21 protein-coding genes are annotated in these 21,448 nt (G+C 73.0%); 12 read left to right on the forward strand and 9 right to left on the reverse strand.

The features are described from left to right. Positions 1-4: 4 nt before the first annotated feature. Together ACIBBA_RS04545 and ACIBBA_RS04550 are read right to left on the reverse strand one after the other, a co-directional pair. The gene (locus ACIBBA_RS04545) at positions 5-202 is read right to left on the reverse strand and encodes a hypothetical protein (protein WP_357047175.1); all 198 of its coding nucleotides are present in this window, start codon (positions 200-202) and stop codon (positions 5-7) included. A 249-nt stretch (positions 203-451) separates the two neighbouring features. Next, positions 452-928, reverse strand: a complete 477-nt coding sequence (locus ACIBBA_RS04550) for a MarR family winged helix-turn-helix transcriptional regulator (RefSeq protein ID WP_396693725.1) — start codon at positions 926-928, stop codon at positions 452-454. A 69-nt stretch (positions 929-997) separates the two neighbouring features. On the opposite strand from ACIBBA_RS04550, the gene ACIBBA_RS04555 reads away from it, so the two are divergent. The 3 genes from ACIBBA_RS04555 to mqnP all read left to right on the forward strand — a co-directional run bounded on the left by ACIBBA_RS04555 (position 998) and on the right by mqnP (position 4,047). Next, a complete protein-coding gene (locus ACIBBA_RS04555) occupies positions 998-1,606 on the forward strand; it encodes a carboxymuconolactone decarboxylase family protein (RefSeq protein WP_396693727.1) in 609 nt (202 codons plus the stop codon). Positions 1,607-1,675: 69 nt separating this feature from the next. Beyond that, positions 1,676-3,136 (forward strand): menaquinone biosynthesis decarboxylase, encoded by a 1,461-nt coding sequence (locus ACIBBA_RS04560; RefSeq protein WP_357047181.1) that lies wholly within the window; start codon positions 1,676-1,678, stop codon positions 3,134-3,136. After that, positions 3,136-4,047 carry a menaquinone biosynthesis prenyltransferase MqnP gene (gene mqnP / locus ACIBBA_RS04565; protein WP_396693729.1) on the forward strand — a complete coding sequence of 304 codons (912 nt, stop codon included), beginning with the start codon at positions 3,136-3,138 and terminating at the stop codon, positions 4,045-4,047. The genes ACIBBA_RS04560 and mqnP overlap by 1 nt, the downstream gene beginning before the upstream one ends. Positions 4,048-4,093: 46 nt before the next feature. Here mqnP and ACIBBA_RS04570 read toward each other — a convergent pair whose 3' ends face one another. After that, entirely contained in the window at positions 4,094-5,074 is a 981-nt protein-coding gene (locus tag ACIBBA_RS04570; RefSeq protein WP_396693731.1) for a terpene synthase, read from the reverse strand. Positions 5,075-5,269: 195 nt separating this feature from the next. Between ACIBBA_RS04570 and ACIBBA_RS04575 the strand changes: the two genes are divergently transcribed. After that, complete coding sequence (locus ACIBBA_RS04575; protein WP_396693733.1) at positions 5,270-5,899, forward strand: UbiX family flavin prenyltransferase; 630 nt, start codon at positions 5,270-5,272, stop codon at positions 5,897-5,899. Between the two features lie 76 nt (positions 5,900-5,975). Here ACIBBA_RS04575 and ACIBBA_RS04580 read toward each other — a convergent pair whose 3' ends face one another. Continuing rightward, a complete protein-coding gene (locus ACIBBA_RS04580; RefSeq protein WP_357047189.1) occupies positions 5,976-6,242 on the reverse strand; it encodes a BldC family transcriptional regulator in 267 nt (88 codons plus the stop codon). 269 nt (positions 6,243-6,511) lie between these two features. On the opposite strand from ACIBBA_RS04580, the gene ACIBBA_RS04585 reads away from it, so the two are divergent. Genes ACIBBA_RS04585 through ACIBBA_RS04595 form a run of 3 tightly spaced genes read left to right on the forward strand, consistent with a single transcriptional unit; the run spans position 6,512 to position 8,968 of the window. After that, positions 6,512-6,970 carry an Lrp/AsnC family transcriptional regulator gene (locus ACIBBA_RS04585; protein WP_396693736.1) on the forward strand — a complete coding sequence of 153 codons (459 nt, stop codon included), beginning with the start codon at positions 6,512-6,514 and terminating at the stop codon, positions 6,968-6,970. A 50-nt stretch (positions 6,971-7,020) separates the two neighbouring features. Further along, positions 7,021-7,851, forward strand: a complete 831-nt coding sequence (locus ACIBBA_RS04590) for an SDR family NAD(P)-dependent oxidoreductase (RefSeq protein WP_396693738.1) — start codon at positions 7,021-7,023, stop codon at positions 7,849-7,851. Between the two features lie 25 nt (positions 7,852-7,876). Continuing rightward, entirely contained in the window at positions 7,877-8,968 is a 1,092-nt protein-coding gene (locus tag ACIBBA_RS04595; protein WP_396693740.1) for a PLP-dependent cysteine synthase family protein, read from the forward strand. 48 nt (positions 8,969-9,016) lie between these two features. On the opposite strand, the gene ACIBBA_RS04600 is transcribed toward ACIBBA_RS04595, so the two are convergent. The 4 genes from ACIBBA_RS04600 to ACIBBA_RS04615 form a co-directional block, all read right to left on the reverse strand. Next, positions 9,017-9,637, reverse strand: a complete 621-nt coding sequence (locus ACIBBA_RS04600) for a putative glycolipid-binding domain-containing protein (protein ID WP_396694310.1) — start codon at positions 9,635-9,637, stop codon at positions 9,017-9,019. A 140-nt stretch (positions 9,638-9,777) separates the two neighbouring features. After that, positions 9,778-11,592: a DEAD/DEAH box helicase gene (locus ACIBBA_RS04605; protein ID WP_396693742.1), complete on the reverse strand. Its 1,815-nt coding sequence runs from the start codon at positions 11,590-11,592 to the stop codon at positions 9,778-9,780. Positions 11,593-11,820: 228 nt separating this feature from the next. Next, complete coding sequence (locus tag ACIBBA_RS04610) at positions 11,821-13,353, reverse strand: hypothetical protein (RefSeq protein WP_396693744.1); 1,533 nt, start codon at positions 13,351-13,353, stop codon at positions 11,821-11,823. Between the two features lie 112 nt (positions 13,354-13,465). Beyond that, positions 13,466-14,995, reverse strand: coding sequence for a C40 family peptidase (locus ACIBBA_RS04615; protein WP_396693746.1), 1,530 nt, complete (start codon positions 14,993-14,995; stop codon positions 13,466-13,468). A gap of 233 nt (positions 14,996-15,228) precedes the next feature. Between ACIBBA_RS04615 and mqnE the strand changes: the two genes are divergently transcribed. The 4 genes from mqnE to ACIBBA_RS04635 all read left to right on the forward strand — a co-directional run bounded on the left by mqnE (position 15,229) and on the right by ACIBBA_RS04635 (position 17,748). Then, on the forward strand, positions 15,229-16,398 hold the full coding sequence (gene mqnE, locus ACIBBA_RS04620; RefSeq protein ID WP_396693748.1) for an aminofutalosine synthase MqnE: 1,170 nt from the start codon (positions 15,229-15,231) through the stop codon (positions 16,396-16,398). A gap of 23 nt (positions 16,399-16,421) precedes the next feature. Continuing rightward, a complete protein-coding gene (locus ACIBBA_RS04625) occupies positions 16,422-16,844 on the forward strand; it encodes a hypothetical protein (protein ID WP_396693750.1) in 423 nt (140 codons plus the stop codon). 45 nt (positions 16,845-16,889) lie between these two features. Further along, positions 16,890-17,195, forward strand: a complete 306-nt coding sequence (locus tag ACIBBA_RS04630) for a DUF4229 domain-containing protein (RefSeq protein ID WP_396693752.1) — start codon at positions 16,890-16,892, stop codon at positions 17,193-17,195. Between the two features lie 70 nt (positions 17,196-17,265). Next, a complete protein-coding gene (locus tag ACIBBA_RS04635; RefSeq protein WP_396693754.1) occupies positions 17,266-17,748 on the forward strand; it encodes a hypothetical protein in 483 nt (160 codons plus the stop codon). Between the two features lie 54 nt (positions 17,749-17,802). On the opposite strand, the gene ACIBBA_RS04640 is transcribed toward ACIBBA_RS04635, so the two are convergent. Then, entirely contained in the window at positions 17,803-19,167 is a 1,365-nt protein-coding gene (locus ACIBBA_RS04640; protein WP_396693756.1) for a C39 family peptidase, read from the reverse strand. A gap of 214 nt (positions 19,168-19,381) precedes the next feature. Between ACIBBA_RS04640 and ACIBBA_RS04645 the strand changes: the two genes are divergently transcribed. Beyond that, on the forward strand, positions 19,382-21,259 hold the full coding sequence (locus ACIBBA_RS04645; RefSeq protein WP_396693758.1) for a M14 family zinc carboxypeptidase: 1,878 nt from the start codon (positions 19,382-19,384) through the stop codon (positions 21,257-21,259). Positions 21,260-21,448 lie beyond the last annotated feature (189 nt).

Here is a 21,448-nt window from a genome sequence, read left to right on the forward strand (position 1 = left end):
GCCGCTAGCCCCGCTGGCGGCGGCGGAGTGTCTCGTCGACCCGCAGGGTGACCTGGTAGGCGACCTCGGGCACATCGGCGAGTTCGATCCGTTCGGCGCGCAGCGCGAGCTGGGCGTGCAGTTCGCGGGCGACGGCGTCGCGCAGCTCGACCAGCAGCGGCGACAGGCCGTCCGGGTCACCGACCACGTAGGCGTCCGACATGTCACCAGGCTCCGCCCCGACCGGGCCGGCCGGCCAGTGCCGGTGAGATTTCTCGCCGGCGCGCTCGGCTTGATCGACCGGTCGGCGCGCTCGGCTTGATCGACTCCAGGTCGCCGATATCGCGGTGTCCGGCGCCCCGCGACACCGCCGTATCGGCGACATCGTGTCGATCAACCTGGCCCGCGACCCTGCCCGCGCCCGTGACCCTGCCCGCCCGTGACCCTGCCGGCCCGTGACCCTGTCGGTCGGTCAGCCGCCGAACCAGCCGGGGACGTCGAGGCGGAACCAGTTCGCCGGGGTGACGGTGCGCAGGTCGTCCTCCATCGCTGCGACCCGCTCCGGGCCGAGGGTGTCGGCCCACCGCTGCCGGAGCTGGTCGAAGACGATCGTGGAGCGGTGCAGCCCGTCCCGGCCCCGTGCGGTCGTCCGGACCAGCTTGCGCCGGGCGTCCCGGGGGTCGTCGACCCGCTCCAGGTAGCCGAGGGCGACCAGCCGGTCCACCGTCTTGCCGGCCGCCTGCTTGGAGATGCCCAGCCGCTGGCCCAGCTCGGTGGCGGTGGTGCCCTCGACGCCGACGGCCTGGAGCACGAAGCCGTGCAGCGGCCGTAGCTCCGTGTGTCCCTGCCGGGCCAGCTCGGCGTGCAGGTCGTCGATGAGGGTGCGGAAACCGGCCAGCAGCAGCAGGGGCAGCAGGAAACCGGGCCGCTCGGGATCAGCCGTTGCCACGTTCGACAACCACGTTTACTATTTGGTCAACCACGTTGACGATCGTACGCCACCCGAGAGCAGGTACCCGTGCACCGAACCGTCTTCCCCGTCCACACCGTCGACACCGCGCCCGATGCCGCCCGGCCGGTCATCGAGGGCGTACGCCGCGGCTTCGGCTGGCTGCCGGCGGCGGTCGCGCTGATGGCCGACTCGCCCGAGCTGCTCAACGGATTCCTCACCGCCAACCGGATCTTCGAACAGACCGATTTGACCCCGCTCGAACGCGAGGTGGTGGTCTTCACCGTCGCCACCGGCAACGAGTGCCACGTCTGCGTGGCGCTGCACACCGCCACGCTGGCCAAGCTGGCGGCCAGCGCCGAGCTGACCGCCGCGTTGCGGGCCGGCGGCACCCTGCCCGAGCCGAAGCTGGAGGCGCTGCGCCGGTTCACCCGTGCGGTGCTGGCGCACTCCGGCGCGGTACCCGACCCGGAGCTGGACGCTTTCCTGGCCGCCGGCTACCAGCCCCGGCACGCGCTGGACGTGGTGCTCGGCGTCGGCACGTACACCATCTCCACCTTCGCCAACCGGCTGACCGGCGCGCCCCTCGACCCACCGCTGGCCCGGTACGCCTGGCAGCCCGCCGCGACCGGCGCTGCCGGGCCGGGGCCGGCGCACCTTCCCGCCCAGGGCCGGTGACCGCGCTCGACCTCACCTCCGCCCACCCGGCTTGGGCACCGACCGGGCCGGTGCGGGAGACTGGCGGGCATGGCGGCTCGTGGCTTCCCGTACACCGACCTCAAGGACTTCCTCGCGGCGCTGGAGCGCGCGGGCGAGTTGCGGCGGGTGAGCGTCCCGGTCGACCCGACCCTGGAGATCAGCGAGGTGGTCACCCGGACGGTCCGCGCGGGCGGCCCGGCGCTGCTCTTCGAGCGGCCCACCCGGGGCGAGATGCCCGTCGCGATCAACCTCTTCGGCACCGAGAAGCGGATGGCGATGGCGCTCGGCGTCGAGTCGCTCGACGAGATCGGCGCGCGGATCGGCGCCCTGGTCAAGCCGGAGCTGCCGGTGGGCTGGTCCGGCATCCGCGAGGGCCTCGGCAAGGTCATGCAGCTCAAGTCGGTGCCGCCGCGCAAGGTCAAGACCGCCCCCTGCCAGCAGGTGGTCTACTCCGGTGACGACGTCGACCTGAACCGGCTGCCCGGCCTGCAGGTGTGGCCCGGTGACGGCGGCATCTTCCACAACTACGGGCTGACCCACACCAAGCACCCGGAGACCGGCAAGCGCAACCTCGGTCTCTACCGGCTCCAGCAGCACTCGCAGAACACGCTCGGCATGCACTGGCAGATCCACAAGGACTCCACCGCCCACCACGCGGTGGCCGAGCGCCTCGGCCAGCGACTCCCGGTCGCCATCGCCATCGGCTGCGACCCGGTGGTGTCGTACGCCGCGTCCGCGCCGCTGCCCGGCGACATCGACGAGTACCTGTTCGCCGGCTTCCTGCGCGGCGAGCGGGTGGAGATGGTCGACTGCCTCACCGTGCCGCTCCAGGTGCCCGCGCACGCGCAGGTCGTGCTGGAGGGCTACCTGGAGCCCGGTGAGCGGCTGCCCGAGGGCCCGTTCGGCGACCACACCGGCTACTACACCCCGGTCGAGCCGTTCCCGGTGCTGCACGTCGAGACGATGACCATGCAGCGCGACCCGGTCTACCACTCGATCGTCACCTCGCAGCCGCCGCAGGAGGACCACGGCCTCGGCAAGGCCACCGAGCGGATCTTCCAGCCGCTGCTCAAGCTGCTGATCCCGGACATCGTCGACTACGACCTGCCGGCCGCGGGCGTCTTCCACAACTGCGCGATCGTGTCGATCCGCAAGCGCTACCCGAAGCACGCGCAGAAGGTGATGAACGCGATCTGGGGCGCCCACCTGATGTCGTTGACCAAGCTGATCGTGATCGTCGACGAGGACTGCGACGTGCACGACTACAACGAGGTCGCCTTCCGCGCCTTCGGCAACGTCGACTACGCGCGCGACCTGCTGCTCACCGAGGGCCCGGTCGACCACCTCGACCACTCGTCGTACCAGCAGTTCTGGGGCGGCAAGGCGGGCGTCGACGCGACCCGCAAGCTGCCGGCCGAGGGCTACACCCGGGGCTGGCCGGAGGAGATGCGGATGTCGCCCGAGGTGGCGTCGCTGGTCGACAAGCGTTGGAAGGAGTACGGGATCTGATGACGGCCGTGCTGGAGCCCGTGGAACGCCCGGGTCGGGTCAAGTCCTTCCTCAAACTGGTCACCATCGAGCACTCGGTCTTCGCGCTGCCCTTCGCGTACCTGTCGGCGCTGACCGCGATGCAGGTCGACGGCGGGCACGTCCGCTGGCTCGACCTGCTGCTGATCACCGTGGCGATGGTCGGGGCGCGGACGTTCGCGATGGCCGCCAACCGGATCCTCGACCGGCGGATCGACGCCCGGAACCCGCGTACCGCCGGGCGGGAACTGGTCACCGGGGCGGTCAGCGTGCGGACGGCCTGGACCGGCGCGATCGTCGCGCTGGTCGTCTTCCTGATCGCCGCCGCGCTGCTCAACCCGCTCTGCCTGGCGCTCGCCCCGCTCGCCGTGGTGCCGCTGGTGGTCTACCCGTACGGCAAGCGGTTCACCAACTGGCCGCACGCCATCCTGGCGATCGCGCAGGCGGTCGGGCCGGTCGGCGCCTGGCTGGCGGTCACCGGCACCCTCAGCGGCTCCGGGCCGGCCTGGCTGCTGGGCGCGGCGGTCGGCCTCTGGATCGGCGGCTTCGACCTGATCTACGCCTGCCAGGACGACGAGGTCGACCGGAAGATCGGCGTGCACAGCGTCCCGGCCCGGTACGGTCGGCGCTTCGCGCTGCACGCCTCCACCGTCGCGCACGTGGTCACCTTCGCGCTCTTCGTCTGGTTCGGCGCGCTGGTCGGCTTCGGCTGGCTCTGGTGGATCGGGTTGGCGCTGACCGCGGTCGCCTTCGGTTACCAGCACCTGGTGGTCAGCCCGACCGACCTCAGCAAGGTCAACCGGGCGTTCTTCACCGCCAACGGCTTCGTCGGCATCGCGCTGTTCGCCTTCGCCCTGCTCGACCTGGTGATCCGGCTCGGCCTGCGGGCATGACCCCCGGCGGGTCGGCGGCCGGTCCGGCCCGGCGACTACGGCCGGGTCAGCCGGTGGCGGCCGGTTCGAGGTGGGCCTCCGGATAGCGGGCGCTCTCCATCGTCCAGTCGATGGTGCCCCGGACCGCGTTGGCCACCCCGTCGAGCAGGTCGGTGACCGGCTCGTCCAGCGCCGGACCGAACGACGGCACCGCCGCGCGCAACTCGACGAAGCGCCGCATCGAGGAACGCCACCGCTCGGCCACCAGCTCCACCGCCGTGTCGGTCGGCACGCCCCGCTCGCCGGCGAGCGCCAGCACCAGGTTGTGCCCGCCCGCGGTGGCCCGGTCCCGCTCCAGCGATGCCAGGTCGTTGTACCAGGAGAGCAGGTCGTTACCGGTGTCGGCGAACCGCCGCAACAGCGGGTGGTGGTAGACCGGGTCCGGCAGCGGACGCCCGGCGACGAACTCCGTCAGCGGGAACGACACGTACGCCGCCGAGGTGGCCCGGCGCAGCTCGACGTACTCGGCGACGGCGGGGCGGCGGCCGAGGGTCTTGTTGACCGCCTCCCGCACCGTGCCGTCCAGGTGGTGCCCGACCGCGTCGGCGAACCGGTGCCGCCAACGGGCCGGCATCCGGCGGTGAGGCTCCCGCCACGCCCGGACCAGCAGCCGCCGCAGCGGCCCGGTCAGCCCGGAGTGCTGGTGGCGGTGCCCGCTGCGGAGCACCGTCAGCGCGCCGTCGCGCAGTGCGCGGATCTGCGCCGGCGTCAGCCGACCCGGCCCGTCGCAGGCGTCGTCGACCAGGAAGAACCAGGTGAAGAGCGCGGTCAGCACCCGCAGATCGGCCTCGGTGGCATCCGGGTAGAGGCGTCCCGCGTACCGGGCGAAGCCGGCGCGGGCCAGCCGCCGGCCGGCGGCGTCGTCCAGCGGTACGCCGAGGTCGGGCAGGGACTCGACCAGCCACTCCTGCACCCCGTCGGCGTAGGGCGAGAGCCGGGGGGCGATCGGGCACTCGGACCGGAGCGACCGGAGGAGCGCGGCGGTCATCAGCCGACTCCTCCCCGGCAGCCCTGCCATCGTGCGGACGACTGCCGGCAGCATGCCAGGTCGCCGAGGTCGCCGCCTCCCCCGGACGGGCAGCCGGGCACGCGGGGCAACCGCCGCAGACCGCCGGAGGTCGGGGCGGTCCGGAAGCGGGGGCCGGCCGCCGGGCCACGGCGGTGACCAGGCAGGCTGGACGGCATGCGCGAACCATGGGTGGTCGGCGTCTCCGGTGCGTCCGGCACGCCGTACGCGGCGGCCGTCGTACGCGGGCTGCTCGACGCCGGGGAGTCGGTGGACCTGATCGTCTCCCGGGCGGCCCGGCTCACCCTGCTGGACGAGACCGGCCGTCCGTTCCGGGACGCGCACTGGGCCGACGACCTCGCCGCCTGGCTGGGGCGGGAACTGGGCGACGCCGACGTGCGGCACTGGCCGGCTGGCGACCTGGCGGCCGGGCCGAGCAGCGGTTCGTACCGGGTGCGCGGGATGGCGGTGGTGCCGGCGAGTACCGCGGCCTGTGCCGGCATCGCGATCGGGCTCTCCAAGGACCTGCTGCAACGGGCCGCCGAGGTCAACCTCAAGGAGCGGCGGCCGGTCGTGGTGGTGCCCCGGGAGACCCCGGTGACCCGCAGCCACCTCGAGCACCTGATCGCGTTGCACGATGCCGGCGCGGTGGTGCTGCCCGCCAGCCCCGGCTTCTACGGCGCCGGCGCGTCCGCGTCGGCCCAGCAGTTGGTCGACTTCGTCGCCGGCAAGGCGCTGGACGCCTTGGGCGTGCCGCACACGCTGTTCCGCCGGTGGTCAGGAGAGCTCGGCGCGGGTCGGGACTGACGCCGGCCCCCGTCACCCGGATGCCGGGACGCGGACCGGACCTCGCGCCCGGCCCGCGTGGCGGTGTCCGTAACGCTCAATACATGCCGGCGTTGGCTGGCCCGGGACCGGTCGAGGCGGCCGGACCGGTGTTGCGCGGCCTGCCCACCTCGTCGCTCTCGTCCAGCATGCCCTCCCCCTCAAGCAGGGCCCGCACCTCGGATTCCCGAAACCGGCGATGCCCGCCTGGAGTCCGGATGCTGCCGATCCGACCGGCCGCCGCCCATCTCGTCACAGTCTTCGGGTCAACCCGAAACAGCGCGGCGACCTCACCCGGTGTCAGCAGGCGATCTCCAGTGTCCACAGCCCCCTCCTCGCGTCGACGAAGCCCCCGGCTGAACACACTGCCCCCGGCCGGTGCGAGCCCAGAGCCGTCATGAGGGACGTATGGCAATTACAGCACCAGCGACCTGGCCTGTCCGCCAAACGCGAAAAACGCACTGAGTGGGGAGTTAGTCAATGATACCGGCGCTGCGCTCCTTATACCGTCCGTACGCGAGGCGTTACCTTCCGTATGGGGCAACGGATGCCGGAGTCAGGGCGTTACGCCCTACCGGCTAGGGTCTACCTTCCGTGGACACCATCGACCTGAGCCTCGTGGAGCTGCTACGCGGCAACGCCCGCCTCTCCTACGCCGAACTTGCCCGCCAGGTCGGGCTCTCCGCACCGGCGGTGCACGAGCGGGTCGGCAAGTTGGAGGCCAGCGGCGTGCTCCGGGGCTACCGGGCCGACGTGGCGCCGGAGGCGATCGGGCTCGGCGTCACCGCACTGATCGGCATCGTCGAGGATTCCGGCGCGGACACCGACGACGTGCTGGCGGCGTTCCGGGTGATGCCCGAGATCGAATCCTGCTATTTCATGGCCGGCGTCGAGTCGTTCCTGCTCAAGGCGCGGGTCGGCACGATCGCCGAGCTGGAACAGCTGATCGTGCGGCTGAACCGGACTCCCGGCGTGGCCTCCACCCGGACCAGCATCGCGCTCTCCACCAAGTGGGAGAACCGCCCGCAGCCGGTCACCCCGCCCCCCGCCTGACCGCCCGGGCGGCCCTGGCGTCGGCCGGCCGGCGGCGATAGGTTGCGCCGGTGACCTCGCCAGCCCGCGGTGCGGCCGTGGTGACCGGCGCCGCCGGTGGCCTCGGCCGCTCCATCGCCGCCGCGCTGCACGCCGACGGCTGGCCGGTGCTGCTCACCGACGTCGACCCGGGCGCGGTGGCCGCCGTGGCGGCACCGCTCGGCGGCTGGTCCCGCTCCCTGGACGTACGCGACGAGGCCGGCTGCGCCGAGGTGGCCGCCGAGGCGGCGGCGCGCGACGGCGGCCTGGGGCTCTGGGTCAACAACGCCGGCATCCTGGTCACCGGGCCGGCGTGGGAGCAGGACGCGTCGACCCGGCGCCGGGTGCTCGACGTCAACGCGCTCGGCGCGATGAACGGGACGCTCGCCGCGCTGGCCGTCATGCGTGCCCAGGGACGCGGCCACGTGCTCAACGTCGTCTCGCTGGCCGGGCTGGTCGCCGCGCCCGGTGAGACGGTCTACGCGGCCAGCAAACACGCCCTGCTCGCGTTCAGCCTCGGCACCCTCGCCGACCTGAGGATGGCCGGCCACCGTGGGGTGCACGTCTCCTGCCTGTGCCCCGACGGGATCTGGACCCCGATGCTGCACGACCGGCTGGACGACCCGGGAGCGTTGGCGTCCTTCACCGGCTCGATGCTCAGCCCCGAACGGGTCGCCGCCCGGGTGGTCCGGCTGGCCCGGCGACCCCGCCCGGTGGTGACCCTGCCGCGCTGGCGTGGCGCCCAGGTCCGGCTGCTGGACGCCGTACCCCGGCTCGCCCTCGGGCTGACCCCGGTGGTCCGCGCCGTCGGCCGGGCCGGGCAGCGGCGGCAACGCCGTCGGGCCGGCGTTCAGCCCGACTGAGCCGCGTCCCTGCTACGTTTCCGGCGTGACTCACCTGGATCGATGCGACGAGGTCAGCCGGAGGTGGGTGACCGAGGCGATCGCCGCGGTCGAGGCGGACGCCAACCGCTCGGCCGACACCCACCTGCTGCCCTTCCCGCTGCCCCGGGAGTGGGGGATCGACCTCTACCTGAAGGACGAGTCGGTGCACCCGACCGGGTCGCTGAAGCATCGGCTGGCCCGCTCGCTCTTCCTCTACGGGCTCTGCAACGGCTGGATCGGCCCGCGGACCACCATCGTGGAGGCGTCCTCCGGCTCGACGGCGGTCTCCGAGGCGTACTTCGCCCGGATGCTGGGGCTGCCGTTCATCGCGGTGATGCCCGCCGCCACCTCACCGGAGAAGATCGCCCAGATCGAGTTCCAGGGCGGTCGCTGTCACCTGGTCGACGACCCGGCCCGGGTGGTGGTCGAGGCCCGCGGGCTGGCCGAGGAGACCGGCGGGCACTTCATGGACCAGTTCACCTACGCCGAACGGGCCACCGACTGGCGCGGCAACAACAACATCGCCGAGTCGATCTACGCGCAGCTCGCCCTGGAGCGGCACCCGGTACCCGACTGGATCGTGGTGGGCGCCGGCACCGGCGGCACCAGCGCCACCATCGGCCGGTACATCCGCTACCGCCGGCTGCACACCAAGCTCTGCGTGGTCGACACGGAGTACTCGGCCTTCTACCCCGCCTGGCTCGCCGCCGACTGGACGCTGCGCATCGAGAAGGGGTCCAGGATCGAGGGGATCGGCCGGCCGAGCGTGGAGCCCTCCTTCGTACCCCCGGTGGTGGACCGGATGGCGCAGGTGCCGGACGCCGCTTCGCTCGCCGCGATGCGCACCGGCTCGGCCGTGCTCGGGCGGCGGGTGGGCGGCTCGACCGGCACCAACCTGTGGGGGGCGTTCGGGCTGATCGCCGGGATGCTCGCCGAGGGACGGAGCGGCTCCCTGGTCACCCTGATCTGCGACGCGGGCGAACGGTACGCCGACACCTACTACTCGGACGACTGGGTGGCCGGCCAGGGTCTCGACCTGGCCCCGCACCTGGCCACGGTCGAGCGCTTCCTGGCCGACGGCGTCTGGCCGGCCTGAGCCCGTCCACGCCCGACCGGCCGCGAGCTGGGACGACCGGGATCGTGGTCAGCGCGGGTCGATCCGCTCGGCCAGCCCCGGGTAGCGCAGCACGTAACCCGCCACGTCCAGGTCGATGTCGGCGGTGTAGGTGTCGCTGACGAAGCGGACCCGGCCCGGCCCCAACGACGTGTAGACCTGCTCGGCCGGGATCACCACGAGACTCGGCACCAGCACCCAGGCGACGCTGATCCGGTGCCCGGTGTCGGCCGGGGCGTTGGTCAGCCCGAGCCGGTGCACCGGCAACGCGTTCAACAGCGGAGAGCCGCCGAGGTCGACGTCGAGCGCGTCGGCCAGCCGGTCCGGATCGTCGGTGCCGGGCAGCCCGACCGGAGCATGCCCCGCGGCGCTCAGTGCCGCGTCCAGGTCACCCTGCTCGGCGGTGGTCACCCGCCACCGGTCGGCCGCCCGCTCCAGACGTACGCTGCGCAGCCAGCCGGTGCCCTCCACCTCGACCTCGAAGCGGGTGGTCGTCCAGTCGGGCGCGGTGCTCAGCTGGTAGCGGGCGGTCCACGGGATCGGATCGACAGCGATCATGGTGCCCCGGGCCGCCAGCCCCCGACTGTCGTCGAAGAGGGCGTGCTCGCTGCCGGCGGTGTCGGTCCGGGTCCAGAAGAGCGACTTCGGCATGGTCGGCATGAGCCGGACCTTACGCGACCGGACCGTCACCGGCAGCGATGCGGAGACGGTTCGGGTGGAAACACGGAAGATCTCGGTAGGAGACGGCCCGGGGAGGGGCCGAAACCTACCGAGATCTCCCGTCGACGTACCTAGTGGGTGCGGGCCGGGCCGCGGGCGGCGAAGCCGCGCTGGTCGTCGCGCGGGCGGTCGTCGCGACCGCGCCCCTCGGACCGGAAGCCGCCGCGCTGGTCGCCCCGGTCGCCGCCGGCACGCCCGTCACGGTCGGCGAACCGCCGCTCGCCCTGCGGCCGGTCGTCGTAGCGGCGCTCACCCTGCGGGCGGTCGCTGTAACGACGCTCGCCCTGGGGGCGGTCGCCGTACTGCCGTTCGCCCTGCGGGCGGTCGCCGTAGCGGCGCTCACCCTGCGGGCGGTCGCTGTAACGACGCTCGCCCTGGGGGCGGTCGCCGTACTGCCGTTCGCCCTGCGGACGGTCGCCGAAGCGGCGCTCACCCTGCGGGCGGTCGCCGAACCGGCGGTCGGAGAAGCTCCGGTCACCGAAACGCCGCTCGCCGTGGCCGGTCCGGTCGCCGTAGCGGCGCGGGCCGCCGGGGCGGTCGCCGTGCCGCCGGGGCTCCTCCGGCTCCTCGCGGACCGCGACACCGCTCGGCTCCCGGGCTCCGGTCAACTCGGTGAGCACCGGGTCGCCGGCCCGGACCCGGGCCTCCGCGGGTGCCACGCCGGCCTTCTCCAGCATGGCCAGCGTGGTCCGGCGCTGCTTCGGCAGCACCAGGGTGGCCACCGCCCCGGACTCGCCGGCGCGGGCGGTCCGGCCGGCCCGGTGCAGGTAGTCCTTCGGGTCCTTCGGCGGGTCGACGTGCAGGACCAGGGTGACCCCGTCCACGTGGATGCCGCGGGCGGCCACGTCGGTGGCGACCAGCACGTTCATCCGACCCTCGCGGAACTCGGCCAGGGTGCGGGTACGCATCCGCTGGGTCTTGCCGCCGTGCAGGCCGCCGGCCCGTACGCCGACCGCGGCGAGCTGTGTGACCAGCCGGTCCACGCCGAGCTGGGTCCGGGCGAACACCATGGTCCGGCCGTCCCGCGCCGCGATGGACGCCGTCACCGAGAACTTGTCGTGCGGCGGGATCAGCAGCATGTGGTGGTCCATCGTGGAGACGGCGGCGGTCGCCGGCGCGGTCGAGTGCGTGACCGGGTCGGTCATGAACCGCTTGACCAGCGCGTCGACGTCACCGTCCAGGGTGGCCGAGAAGAGCAGCCGCTGCGTGCCGGCCGGGGTCTTCGCCAGCAGCTCGGTGACCTCCGGCAGGAAGCCCATGTCGGCCATCTGGTCGGCCTCGTCGAGCACGGTCACCTCGACGTCGTCGAGGCGGCAGACACCCCGCGCGATGAGGTCGCCGAGCCGCCCGGGGGTGGCCACGATGATCTCCACGCCACGGCGCAGCGCGTCGATCTGCCGGTCGTACGGAACCCCGCCGACGGCCGTCTTGAGGAAGACGCCCACCGACTTGCCGAGCGGCAACAGGGCGTCGTTGACCTGCATGGCCAGTTCCCGGGTGGGGACCAGCACCAGCGCGCGCGGGTGCAGCGGCCGGGCCCGTTCGCCGGCGGCGACCCGGGCGAGCAGCGGCAGCCCGAAGGCGAGGGTCTTGCCGGAGCCGGTCTGGCCCCGGCCGAGCACATCGCGGCCGGCGAGCGCATCCGGGACGGTCGCCCGCTGGATCTCGAACGGACTGGTGATGCCCTCCCGGGCGAGAGCGCGGACCAGCTGCTGGGGCAGGCCGAGCGCGGCGAAGTCCCGGGTGTCGCTCACGGTCTGCTCGGCAGCCGGAGCGGTCTGCTCCGGGGTCGGGTTGGTCTGCTCGTCGGCCGGGCTGGTCTGCTCCTGGGCCGCGGCGGCGTCGAAGGCGGACGGAAACGTGCTGGGGTCAGCAAAGGTGGTCAAGAAGTGCCTTTCAAGCGGGGCGCATCTTCGCGATGGCCTGCCGCAGCTGAACGCCGCCGGATCGCCCGCAAGACCGCCCATGGGCGCACGGGACGCGCGCCAGGTCAGTGATCTACACAAGTGTACGGCGACCGTCGCCAGCCGCCACCTGGCCGTAACCGTAGTGGGCGGGCTCACCCGCCCGGAGGGGCCGGTGAGCGCGCCCCGGCGCGGCGCGGCGGGGCCGGATCAGCCGCTCAGCACGCTGCCGATCAGCCCGTCCACCGCGTCACCGGCCAGCAGCACGATGAGCACGCTGATCACCACCAGCAGCCCGAGGGAGGCGGCCAGCACGACCACCACCCGGGTGTTGCTCGACCGCTCGGCCGGCGTGTCCGACCAGCCCTGCGCCAGGATGTGCCCGGTCAACGAACCGGAGGTCTCCGCCGGGCTCGGCAGCGCGATCGTGGTGAAGCCGGGGCCGTCGGTGCTGGCGCTGTAGACCGTGCCGAGGTCCGGGCCGCCGTCGTAGCGGCCCGAATGGGCGCTGCCCGACCCGCTCACCTGGGTGCTGCCGCCGGCCGGGGTGCGGGCGGCCGGGACGCCACCCAGCGCGGACGCGGACGGCGCGCCGGACGGCTGGGCCCCGCTCGGCCAGGAACCGCCGCGCGCCCCCGCCGTCGAGGAGTTCCCGGCCGCACCCAGTTCGGCGGGGCTGGCTGCCGGCGGCCAGCCCGGCAGTGCCGGCTCGGGCACGACCGGCGGCGCCGGGACGGGTGCGCCGGCCCGTCCGCCGGGTGGTGCCGAGATCGGCGCGGCGGCGCGAGCAGCCGGGGCGGACACCGGGAACGCGGACGTCGCCGGGGGCGGGGGGAACGGCGGCGCCGGCATCGGGCCGGGCGGCGACGGTGGCGGTGGCACCGGTGGCCCGGGCGGTGGCGCCGGCGGGCCCGGCATGGGCGGCACCGGGCCGGGCGGCGGCGTGGGACGCGGCCCCGGAGGCGGCGTCGGGCGCGGCCCCGGCGGGGTCGGCCCGGGCATCGGCGGGGCCGGGGAGGGCGGGGTCGGCCCGGGCACCGGCGGGGTGGGCGCGGGGGCCGGCTCCGGTTCCGGGGTGGGCGGCTTCGGCGGCTGCGCCGGCTCCGGCGGCTGTGCGGGCTCCGGTGGTTCCGGGTTCACCGGGCCGGACCGGTAGACCCCGGGCGTCCCTGCCCGCGCCCCCGCTTCCGCCTCGTCGGCGGTGGCCCGGCTCGAACCGGGGACCGCGACGCTGGCCCGGGCGGCGCCCGCGTCGGCGGTGGCCTGGCTGGTGCTGGGCGCCGCGACGCTGGCCCGGCCTGCCGGCGTACCCGTCGTCCCGGCCGCGACCCGGTCCGTACCCGGAACGGACGCGCGGGCCCGGGCGGGCGCGGTCGAGCCGTGCCGCTGGCCCGGCAGGGCGGAGCCACCGGAACTGTCCGAGCCCGCGCCCCGGTAGGTGGTGCCGGCGTTCGCACCGACCGGCGGAGCCCCCTCGGCGGGTGCGGCGGCGGTGGTCACGCTGGCGCGTGCCCGTACCGGTTTCGCCGGCTCCGACTCGCTCCTGCCCACCGCCGACTCGGCAGGTGCCGGCTCGGCGTCGGCCCGGCTCGCGTCGGCCGAGCGCTCGGCGTCCCCGCCCGCGGGTGCGGCCGTCGGGCCGTCGGAGGTGGCGTCGGGCCCCATGCGGGGCGGGGTGTCGGCCCCGCCGTCGGGCGTGGGAGCCGGGCCGGACGTCTCCGCCGGGACCTTCTGATCGGCCATGCTCGCCCTCCGCGCAACGCTCGCACCCAGAACCCGGCCGGGACCGGGCGTGCCTGGGTGCCACGGTGCCACATTCCACCCCGGCGGGACAGCCGGAGTCCAGCCTTCCGGCCTAGTTGCCGGCGCTCTGGGTCTCGGAGGACGACGCCGACGGGCTGCCGGTCGAGGTGTCCTCGCTGGCACTGTTGGACGGCGCGACGCTTGACGGCGCCACACTCGGCGTCGGGCTGGTCGACGTGCTCGGCGTGGGTGTGGGCGTGGGGGTGGTCGGCTTCGGCGGGAGCGGAGGCTTGGTCGCGCCGGTCGTCTTCGTCGGCGTGGGCCGCGGCGTGCTCGAGCCGGTGGGCGTGGGTGTGGGCGTCGGGGTCGGGGTCGACGTGGGGGGCGGCGTGGGCGTCGGAGTGCCGGTGGGCGGCGCGGGCACCGCCCCGATCACCCGGGTGGCGGCGTAGAGCCGGGACCAGGTCACCGTGGAGATCTTGACGACGTCGCCGGTGGTCGGAGCGTGCACCATCTTGCCGTTCCCGATGTACATCCCGACGTGGTGGATCGTCGACCAGTTGCTGCCCGAGGCGAAGAAGAGCAGGTCGCCGGGGAGCAGCGCACTGCGGTCCACGGTGCGGCCGCGGGTGGCGTAGTACTGGTCGCGGGAGACCCGGGGCAGGTCGAAGTAGTCGGCCCCCTTGGAGCGGTAGGCCGCCCACATGAGGCCGGAGCAGTCGAACCGGTTCGGCCCCTCGGCGGCCCAGAGGTAAGGGTCGCCGAGCTGGGCGAGGGCGTAGCGCACCGCGGCCATGGCCCGGGGGTGGGCGGCCAGGCCGTTGACGTCCTGACCCTGGAGGTAACCGGCCCCGAGCTGCTGTTCGGCGGCCTCCTGCTGGCGCTCGAGCTGGATGAGCTGCGCGGAGTTGTCGCGGCGCAGCTTGAGCAGCTTCGCCTCTTCGGTGTGCAGCGCCTTCTCGCCGGCGGTGAACTCGGCCCGGGCGGCGTTGAGTGCCGCCTCCGCCGCCGAGTAGGCCTGGTAGGCGGTCTGCTCGGCGGCCCGGGCCCGGGCCAGCTCACCGGCCGCGGCCGTGGTCGACCCCTCGACCTTCTCGCCCCGGTTGATCCGCTGGAGCTCGCTGAGCCCCTGGATGTCGTTGGCGAACTCGCCAGGGGGCAGTGCCGCGGCGGCCTTGAGCGCCTCGGCGGCGACCGTGTCGGCCTGCTCCTGGGCCCGGGTCAGGCCGTCGCGGGCGAGCTTCATCTCCTGGTCGGCGGCGGCGAGCCGGGTTTCCGCGTCAGTGCGCTTCTGGCGTAGTTGAAGCAGCGTCTCGCCGAGCAGCCCGACCTGGGTCTGTGCGGTGTAGACCTGGGTGGCCAACGGCCCGCTACCGAGGGTGCCGCCGACCGGGGTGCCCGGGGTCACCGGGGTGCCGACCACGGGTGCGCCGCCGGGCAGCTGGAACGAGCCGGTGACCGAGGGCCGGACGCCGGAGTCGGGCACGGTGGTGGGTACGCCGGGGTCGGCGTAGGCCGGTGCGGCCAGCACCGCGGCGGCGATCGCGCCGAGCAGGGCGGACCAGAGCCTCGGACGCAGCACCGGCGAGACCACCGGGCTCCGCCGTCGTCGCCGTCGCCGCCCGAGCCCGCTGTCAACCATTCCGCTCCCCGTCCGACAGGCAGACGCCGCGCCGGTGGCGCGGCCGTGGGGACGCTACCAGTGTGTCGCTCCCCACCCGTTCTTACCTCAATCAGGGCAATGTTGTCGATGCGTGGCCGGGTAACGGGAGGCTGAGAATCTGCTGAACCGGGTCGCTTCCGCGGACCGTGCCGGCGGGGTGGTCGGTGCTCCGACGTACCCTCGACCGGGACCGCAGGTGGAAGGGACGTGCCATGGACGCCGGACTCAAGCGAGAGCTCGAAGCGAAGGTGTACGCCGGGGAGCGGCTGACCCGGGAGGACGGGATCGCCCTCTACGACAGCGACGACCTGGTCTGGCTGGGTCGGCTGGCCCACCACCGGCGTACCGAGCTCAACGGCGACCGGGTGATGTTCAACGTCAACCGGCACCTTAACCTCACCAACGTCTGCTCCGCGTCGTGCGCCTACTGCTCCTTCCAGCGCAAGCCCGGTGAGAAGGACGCCTACACGATGCGCATCGACGAGGCGGTCCGTAAGGCCAAGGAGATGGAGGACGAGCAGCTCACCGAGCTGCACATCGTCAACGGCCTGCACCCGACGCTGCCCTGGCGCTACTACCCGAAGGTGCTGCGCGAGCTGAAGGCGGCGCTGCCGAACGTCAAGCTCAAGTGCTTCACCGCCACCGAGGTGCAGTGGTTCGAGAAGATCAGCGGCCTCTCCGCCGACGAGATCCTCGACGAGCTGATGGACGCCGGCCTGGAGTCGCTCACCGGCGGCGGCGCGGAGATCTTCGACTGGGAGGTCCGCCAGCACATCGTCGACCACGCCTGCCACTGGGAGGACTGGTCGCGGATCCACGCCCTGGCGCACAGCAAGGGCATGAAGACCCCGGCCACGATGCTCTACGGGCACATCGAGGAGCCCCGGCACCGCGTCGACCACGTACTGCGGCTGCGCGAGCTGCAGGACGAGACCGGCGGCTTCGCGGTCTTCATCCCGCTGCGCTACCAGCACGACTTCGTCGACTCGGCGGACGGCAAGATCCGTAACCGGATCCAGGCCCAGACCACGATGGCCTCGCCGGCCGAGTCGCTGAAGACCTTCGCGGTCTCCCGGCTGCTCTTCGACAACGTCCCGCACGTGAAGTGCTTCTGGGTGATGCACGGCCTCTCGGTCGCCCAGCTCTCGCTGAACTTCGGCGTCGACGACCTGGACGGCTCGGTCGTCGAATACAAGATCACGCACGACGCCGACTCGTACGGCACGCCGAACACGATGCACCGCGACGACCTGCTCCACCTGATCTGGGACGCCGGCTTCCAGCCGGTCGAGCGGGACACCCGCTACAACGTGGTCCGGGAGTACGACAGGGCGCCGTCGCTGGCCGAGCGGCGCGCCGAACCGCAGCAGGTCTGGGCCTGAGCCGGCACGTACCCTCGTTGTCGATGACGGAACAGCAGAGCGGTTTTCCCCGGCGCGACGCCGAGGGGCGCATCCGTACCCTCGGTGACCTGCTCGGGGTGAGCCTGGCCGGCTGGGTGATCGGGGTGCTCGCCCTGGTCCTGTTCGACTGGGCCTTCGCCTCGTTCGGGGCGGGCGAGTTTGGGCGGGCGAACGGGTGGCTCGCGGTGATCCTCCCGGCCTGGCTCTTCTGGGAGGACTTTCGGGCCTGGGCGTTCGGCGCGGCCCGGGTGGTGGCGGGGTTGCTCGCCGCCGCGGTCGCGGTGGTCGCCGGGCTGCTGGTCGCCGGGGTGGCGGCCGGGTTGCCGTCGCTGCTGACCGGCGCGCTGGCGGCGGCCGCCTTCACGGTGGTCTACGCGGTGCTGTGGTTTCCCGGCGTCCGGTGGCTGGCCCGCCGAACGGGCTGAAACCGCTCGCCGGACGGGCCGGCGGCGGAGAACGGAGTGGTGCAGGTGAGCGCGTCGGTCAAGTACACGCTGGGCCGGATCGGGCTGTTCGTGCTCGTGCTGGCGGCCCTCTGGCTGGTCGACATGAACCTCTTCCTGAGGCTGATGCTGGCCCTGGTCTTCTCCGCCGCGCTCTCGTTCTTCCTGCTCAAGGGCTGGCGGGACGAGATGGCCGGGGAGATGGCCGGCGCGGCCGAGCGGCGCCGGAGCGAGAAGGAGCGCCTCCGCTCGGCGCTGGCCGGCGACGACCAGCCGAGCGACGGCCAGTCGGGCGAGGGTCAGCCGGGCGAGGGCCAGCGGCGGGTCGACTAGGGCCGGCAGCGGGGGGCGGGTCGGAAAACGGGGCGGTACGACCGGGTCCGGCTCGCTAAGGTCTGCCGCCGTGGGAACTCTCAGCAAGATCAGCGACTGGCGGGCCAAGGTGCTCGTCTGGGTCGGCCTTCCGGTCATCGCCGTCATCGGACTGGTCATGGGCGCCGGTGACCTCGGGCCGGCCTGGCAGGCCAAGGGCGGCGGCGGAACGGCGGGCACCTTCACCGCCGTGCAGGAGGAGTGCGGACGGCGTAGCTGCACCTGGCACGGGGACTTCGTGGCCGAGAGCGGTGAGAAGCGGGCGGACGTCATCCTCTACGACGCGCCCGACGGGCTCACGCAGGGCGCAACGGCACCGGCCCGGGACTCGGGCGCCCGCAAGGGGGTCTTCTCCACCACCGGCGGTTCCACCTGGCTGATCGTCACCGGGCTCTCCCTCGCCGGCGTGGTGGCCGCGGTGATCTGGGTGGTCGTCATCCTGCGGGCGGTTCGGCGGCGTCGCGAGCAGCGGGCGGCGGACGGGGCCTTCTCGACCGCTACCGGCCAGGACTGATTTCACCGGCGAGCCCGGCACGGTCGACCGCGACCGTGCCGGGCTCGTCCGTTCTCACCAGTTGGTGGAGCCGGGGACGTGCGGCCAGGGCTTGTGCGTCGGCTTGATCAGGTAGGCGATGCCACCGGAGCCGCCGGAGACCCCGCCACTGGCGTTGATCCGCTTGGTCCGCAGCCAGATCTGCTCGAACTGCTCCCGCTGGTAGACGTTGCGCACCACGTCGTTGCTGGACGACGCGGGGTCGTTGACGATCACGTCGCCCTCGGCGGTGAAGCCGACCACCACGAACAGGTGGCCCGAGGTGCCGTAGTTCGCCCCGTCCAGCTCGCTGGCGAGGAACGACTGGCTGGTCACCACCGGAATGCCGGCGGCGATGAAGCGCTCCAGCTCGTCCAGGGAGTGCAGCCGGGTCACCCGTCCCTCTAGGCCGGGGAAGCTGGCGGCGTACGCGGTGTTGAACGGCCAGTTGCCGGCGCCGTCGTAGGCGTAGTCGTAGGTCATCCGGGCGGCGTGGTTGACCGTCGGGTCCGGGTAGGTCGGGTCCACCCAGGCGGTGTCGGCCGCGGACGGCTTGCGTCCCCAGTACTCGACCACCATTTCGGTGGAGGTGGGGGAGCACCAGGCCTCGCCGCCGCCGTCGTACTCGGGGTAGTGGCCGGAGTGGACGTTCTGCGAGTAGCGCGGCACCGGCAGCTCGACGCCCCAGGCGATGTGCCCGGCGCTGGGAGTGACGGTGAACCGGTCCGGCACGTTCGAGCTCATCGCGCCGAGCATGTGCACCACCGGCGCCGCGGTCTGCCCGGGCGCCCGGTAGAGGGTCAGCCGCAGCTGGTAGGCCCGCAGCAGCACCCCGGCCGTGGCGTCGTCGATGCTGAAGGTGTCGGTCCAGATCGTCGACCAGGGGTCACCCTGCCGGTTGACGGTGGTCCGCTTGATGTCGGCGTCCCCGGCGGCCCAGCGACCCATCACGTACCACGGGGTCTGCTCACCGGTGTTGTAGCTGCCCTGGAGCTCGACCTGGACCCACGTTCCGGCGGGCGTCTTCGCGTTCCAGGAGGCCACCAGTTCGGTGGCGTCGAAGCCGACCTGGGTGACCGGCGAGGTCCAGGTCGCGTACTCCCAGCTGCGGGTGGTCCCGGTGTGCGGGTCGGTGTAGTCGGTGGTGCCGGCGGGACGAGCCAGGGTCAGGCCCGGGTTGGCGCCGGGCACCGCCCGGGTGCCGGCGTGGCTGCCCCGGCGCCAGTCCGGGTAGCGGGACCACTCCTGGAAGGTGATCTGCTCGTCGTGGCTGATCGACCGGGACGCGGCGGTCCGGTCGTCGGTGACCGGGGCGGCCGCGCCGGCGGGAACGGCGGTGCCGAGGAGGGTGAGCGCGGTGACGCCGGCGAGGGCGGCCACGCGTAGGCGTGATCTGGCCATGGGTGCTCCGCGGGTCTGGAGGTCGGGCATCGTCGCTGGTCAGTCTCCCGCCCGGAAGGAAGTTTCGCCAGATGTAGACAGATGGAAAATCATTGCCAGAGTGATGATCCGCTTGGCATGGATTAGGCAGCGATCAATATTGATATGACCATGTGACCGATGGTGAAGTGTGCAGCACCGAACGGGATCTCCCCGTACCCCGAGGAGGTTGTCCATGGCCCTCCGCACGCCCCTTCGTCTCCGCCGTGCCCTGGCGCTCGCCGTCGTCACCGGCCTGGCGCTCGCCACCGTCGTCACCGGACCGGTCTCCGCCCGGCCCGCCCCGGAAACCGACGCCGCCCCCGCCGCCGCCAGCTACCGGGTGCTCGGCCCCCGCACCCTCGCCGACCGCAACGCGGTGGCCCGCACCGGAGCGGCCATCGACTACAGCGAACACGGCGTGCTGCACATCTCGGCCACCTCGGCCGAGGCCGCCGCGATCGCCCGGCTCGGCTTCCGCCTGGAGCCGATCGCCGAGCCACCGACCCATGAGCACGCGGACGGCGACGTGGGCGTTCAGGCCTTCCCGCCGGCCGACTCGAACTACCACGACTACGCGGAGCTGACCGCGGTGGTGAACCAGGTCGTCGCCGACCACCCGGGGATCGCCCGCAAGCTCAGCATCGGCAGCTCGTACGAGGGCCGGGACCTGATGGCCGTGAAGATCTCCGACAACGTCGGCACCGACGAGAACGAGCCGGAGCTTCTCTTCAACGCCCAGCAGCACGCCCGCGAGCACCTCACCGTGGAGATGGCGATCTACCTGCTCAACCTCTTCACGGACAGCTACGGCAGCGACTCGCGGATCACCAACCTGGTCAACGGGCGGGAGATCTGGATCGTGCCGACGGTCAACCCGGACGGCAGCGAGTACGACATCGCCACCGGTTCGTACCGCTCCTGGCGGAAGAACCGCCAGCCGAACAGCGGTTCGTCGTACGTCGGCACCGACCTCAACCGCAACTGGAGCTACAACTGGGGCTGCTGCGGGGGCTCGTCCGGCTCCACCTCGTCGGAGACGTACCGGGGGCCCTCGGCGTTCTCCGCGCCGGAGACCCAGGCGCTGCGCAACTTCGTCAACAGCCGGGTGGTCGGCGGCGTCCAGCAGATCAAGGCCAACATCGACTTCCACACCTACTCGCAGCTGGTGCTCTGGCCCTACGGCTACACCACCGCGAACACCGCGCCCGGGATGAACGCCGACCAGTACAACACCTTCGCCACCATCGGCCAGCAGATGGCGGCCACCAACGGCTACACCCCGGAGCAGTCCAGCGACCTCTACATCACCGACGGGGACAGCATCGACTGGATGTGGGCCACCCACGGCATCTGGGCCTACACCTTCGAGATGTACCCGGGCTCCGCCTCCGGCGGCGGCTTCTACCCGCCCGACGAGGTGATCCCCGCGCAGACCTCCCGCAATCGGGAGGCGGTGCTGATCCTCAGCGAGTACGCCGACTGCCCGTACCGGGCGATCGGCAAGCAGGCGCAGTACTGCGGCGGTGGTGGCGGCACCACGGTCTGGTCGGACACCTTCGAGACCGCCACCGGCTGGACCATCAACCCGGCCGGCACGGACACCGCGACCCTCGGGGCGTGGGAGCGGGGCGCCGCCCAGGCGACCACGTCCAGCGGCGCGAAGCAGCTCACCCCGTACGCCGGCAGCAACGACCTGGTCACCGGCCGGCTCGCCGGCACCGGGGCCGGCGACTACGACCTGGACGGCGGGGCGACCAGCGCCCGGTCCCCAGCGGTGACCCTGCCGGCGAGCGGCACGCTCACCCTCTCGCTGGCCTGGTACCTGGCGCACGGCTCGAACGCCTCGTCGGCCGACTACTTCCGGGTCAGCGTGGTGCACAACGGCGGCACCACCACCCTGCTCACCCAGGCCGGCGCGGCCAGCAACCGCAACGGCGCCTGGACCGTGTCGAACCTGAACCTCACCCCGTACGCCGGGCAGTCCGTCCGGATCCTGGTGGAGGCGGCTGACGCTTCCGGGGCCAGCCTGGTCGAGGCGGCTGTGGACAACGTCACCATCACCTCCTCCTGATCGGGTGGGGCCCCGTCCCGCCCCCGACGGGGCCCCACCACCCCGGCCGGCTCGCCGGATCCCGGACATACCGCCAGTGAACGACCGTTCCGGCCCGCCAGGCTGATCGACTCTCTCCGATCGAGTCGTCATCGATCGGGCACGTCCCGGCGGTGCGCTACCGTCTTACCGACCGATCCACAGCGAAGC

The sequence above is a fragment of the Micromonospora sp. NPDC051006 genome, assembly GCF_044456245.1.
Lineage (GTDB): Bacteria > Actinomycetota > Actinomycetes > Mycobacteriales > Micromonosporaceae > Micromonospora.

Excerpts from the sequence above, each read along its gene's own strand:
- ACIBBA_RS04545 (WP_357047175.1), bottom strand. The coding sequence starts at position 202 with ATGTCGGACGCCTACGTGGTCGGTGACCCGGACGGCCTGTCGCCGCTG.
- ACIBBA_RS04560 (WP_357047181.1), top strand. The coding sequence starts at position 1,676 with ATGGCGGCTCGTGGCTTCCCGTACACCGACCTCAAGGACTTCCTCGCG.
- mqnP (WP_396693729.1), top strand. The coding sequence starts at position 3,136 with ATGACGGCCGTGCTGGAGCCCGTGGAACGCCCGGGTCGGGTCAAGTCC.
- ACIBBA_RS04570 (WP_396693731.1), bottom strand. The coding sequence starts at position 5,074 with ATGACCGCCGCGCTCCTCCGGTCGCTCCGGTCCGAGTGCCCGATCGCC.
- ACIBBA_RS04575 (WP_396693733.1), top strand. The coding sequence starts at position 5,270 with ATGCGCGAACCATGGGTGGTCGGCGTCTCCGGTGCGTCCGGCACGCCG.
- ACIBBA_RS04600 (WP_396694310.1), bottom strand. The coding sequence starts at position 9,637 with ATGCCGAAGTCGCTCTTCTGGACCCGGACCGACACCGCCGGCAGCGAG.
- ACIBBA_RS04610 (WP_396693744.1), bottom strand. The coding sequence starts at position 13,353 with ATGGCCGATCAGAAGGTCCCGGCGGAGACGTCCGGCCCGGCTCCCACG.
- ACIBBA_RS04615 (WP_396693746.1), bottom strand. The coding sequence starts at position 14,995 with ATGGTTGACAGCGGGCTCGGGCGGCGACGGCGACGACGGCGGAGCCCG.
- mqnE (WP_396693748.1), top strand. The coding sequence starts at position 15,229 with ATGGACGCCGGACTCAAGCGAGAGCTCGAAGCGAAGGTGTACGCCGGG.
- ACIBBA_RS04625 (WP_396693750.1), top strand. The coding sequence starts at position 16,422 with ATGACGGAACAGCAGAGCGGTTTTCCCCGGCGCGACGCCGAGGGGCGC.
- ACIBBA_RS04640 (WP_396693756.1), bottom strand. The coding sequence starts at position 19,167 with ATGGCCAGATCACGCCTACGCGTGGCCGCCCTCGCCGGCGTCACCGCG.
- ACIBBA_RS04645 (WP_396693758.1), top strand. The coding sequence starts at position 19,382 with ATGGCCCTCCGCACGCCCCTTCGTCTCCGCCGTGCCCTGGCGCTCGCC.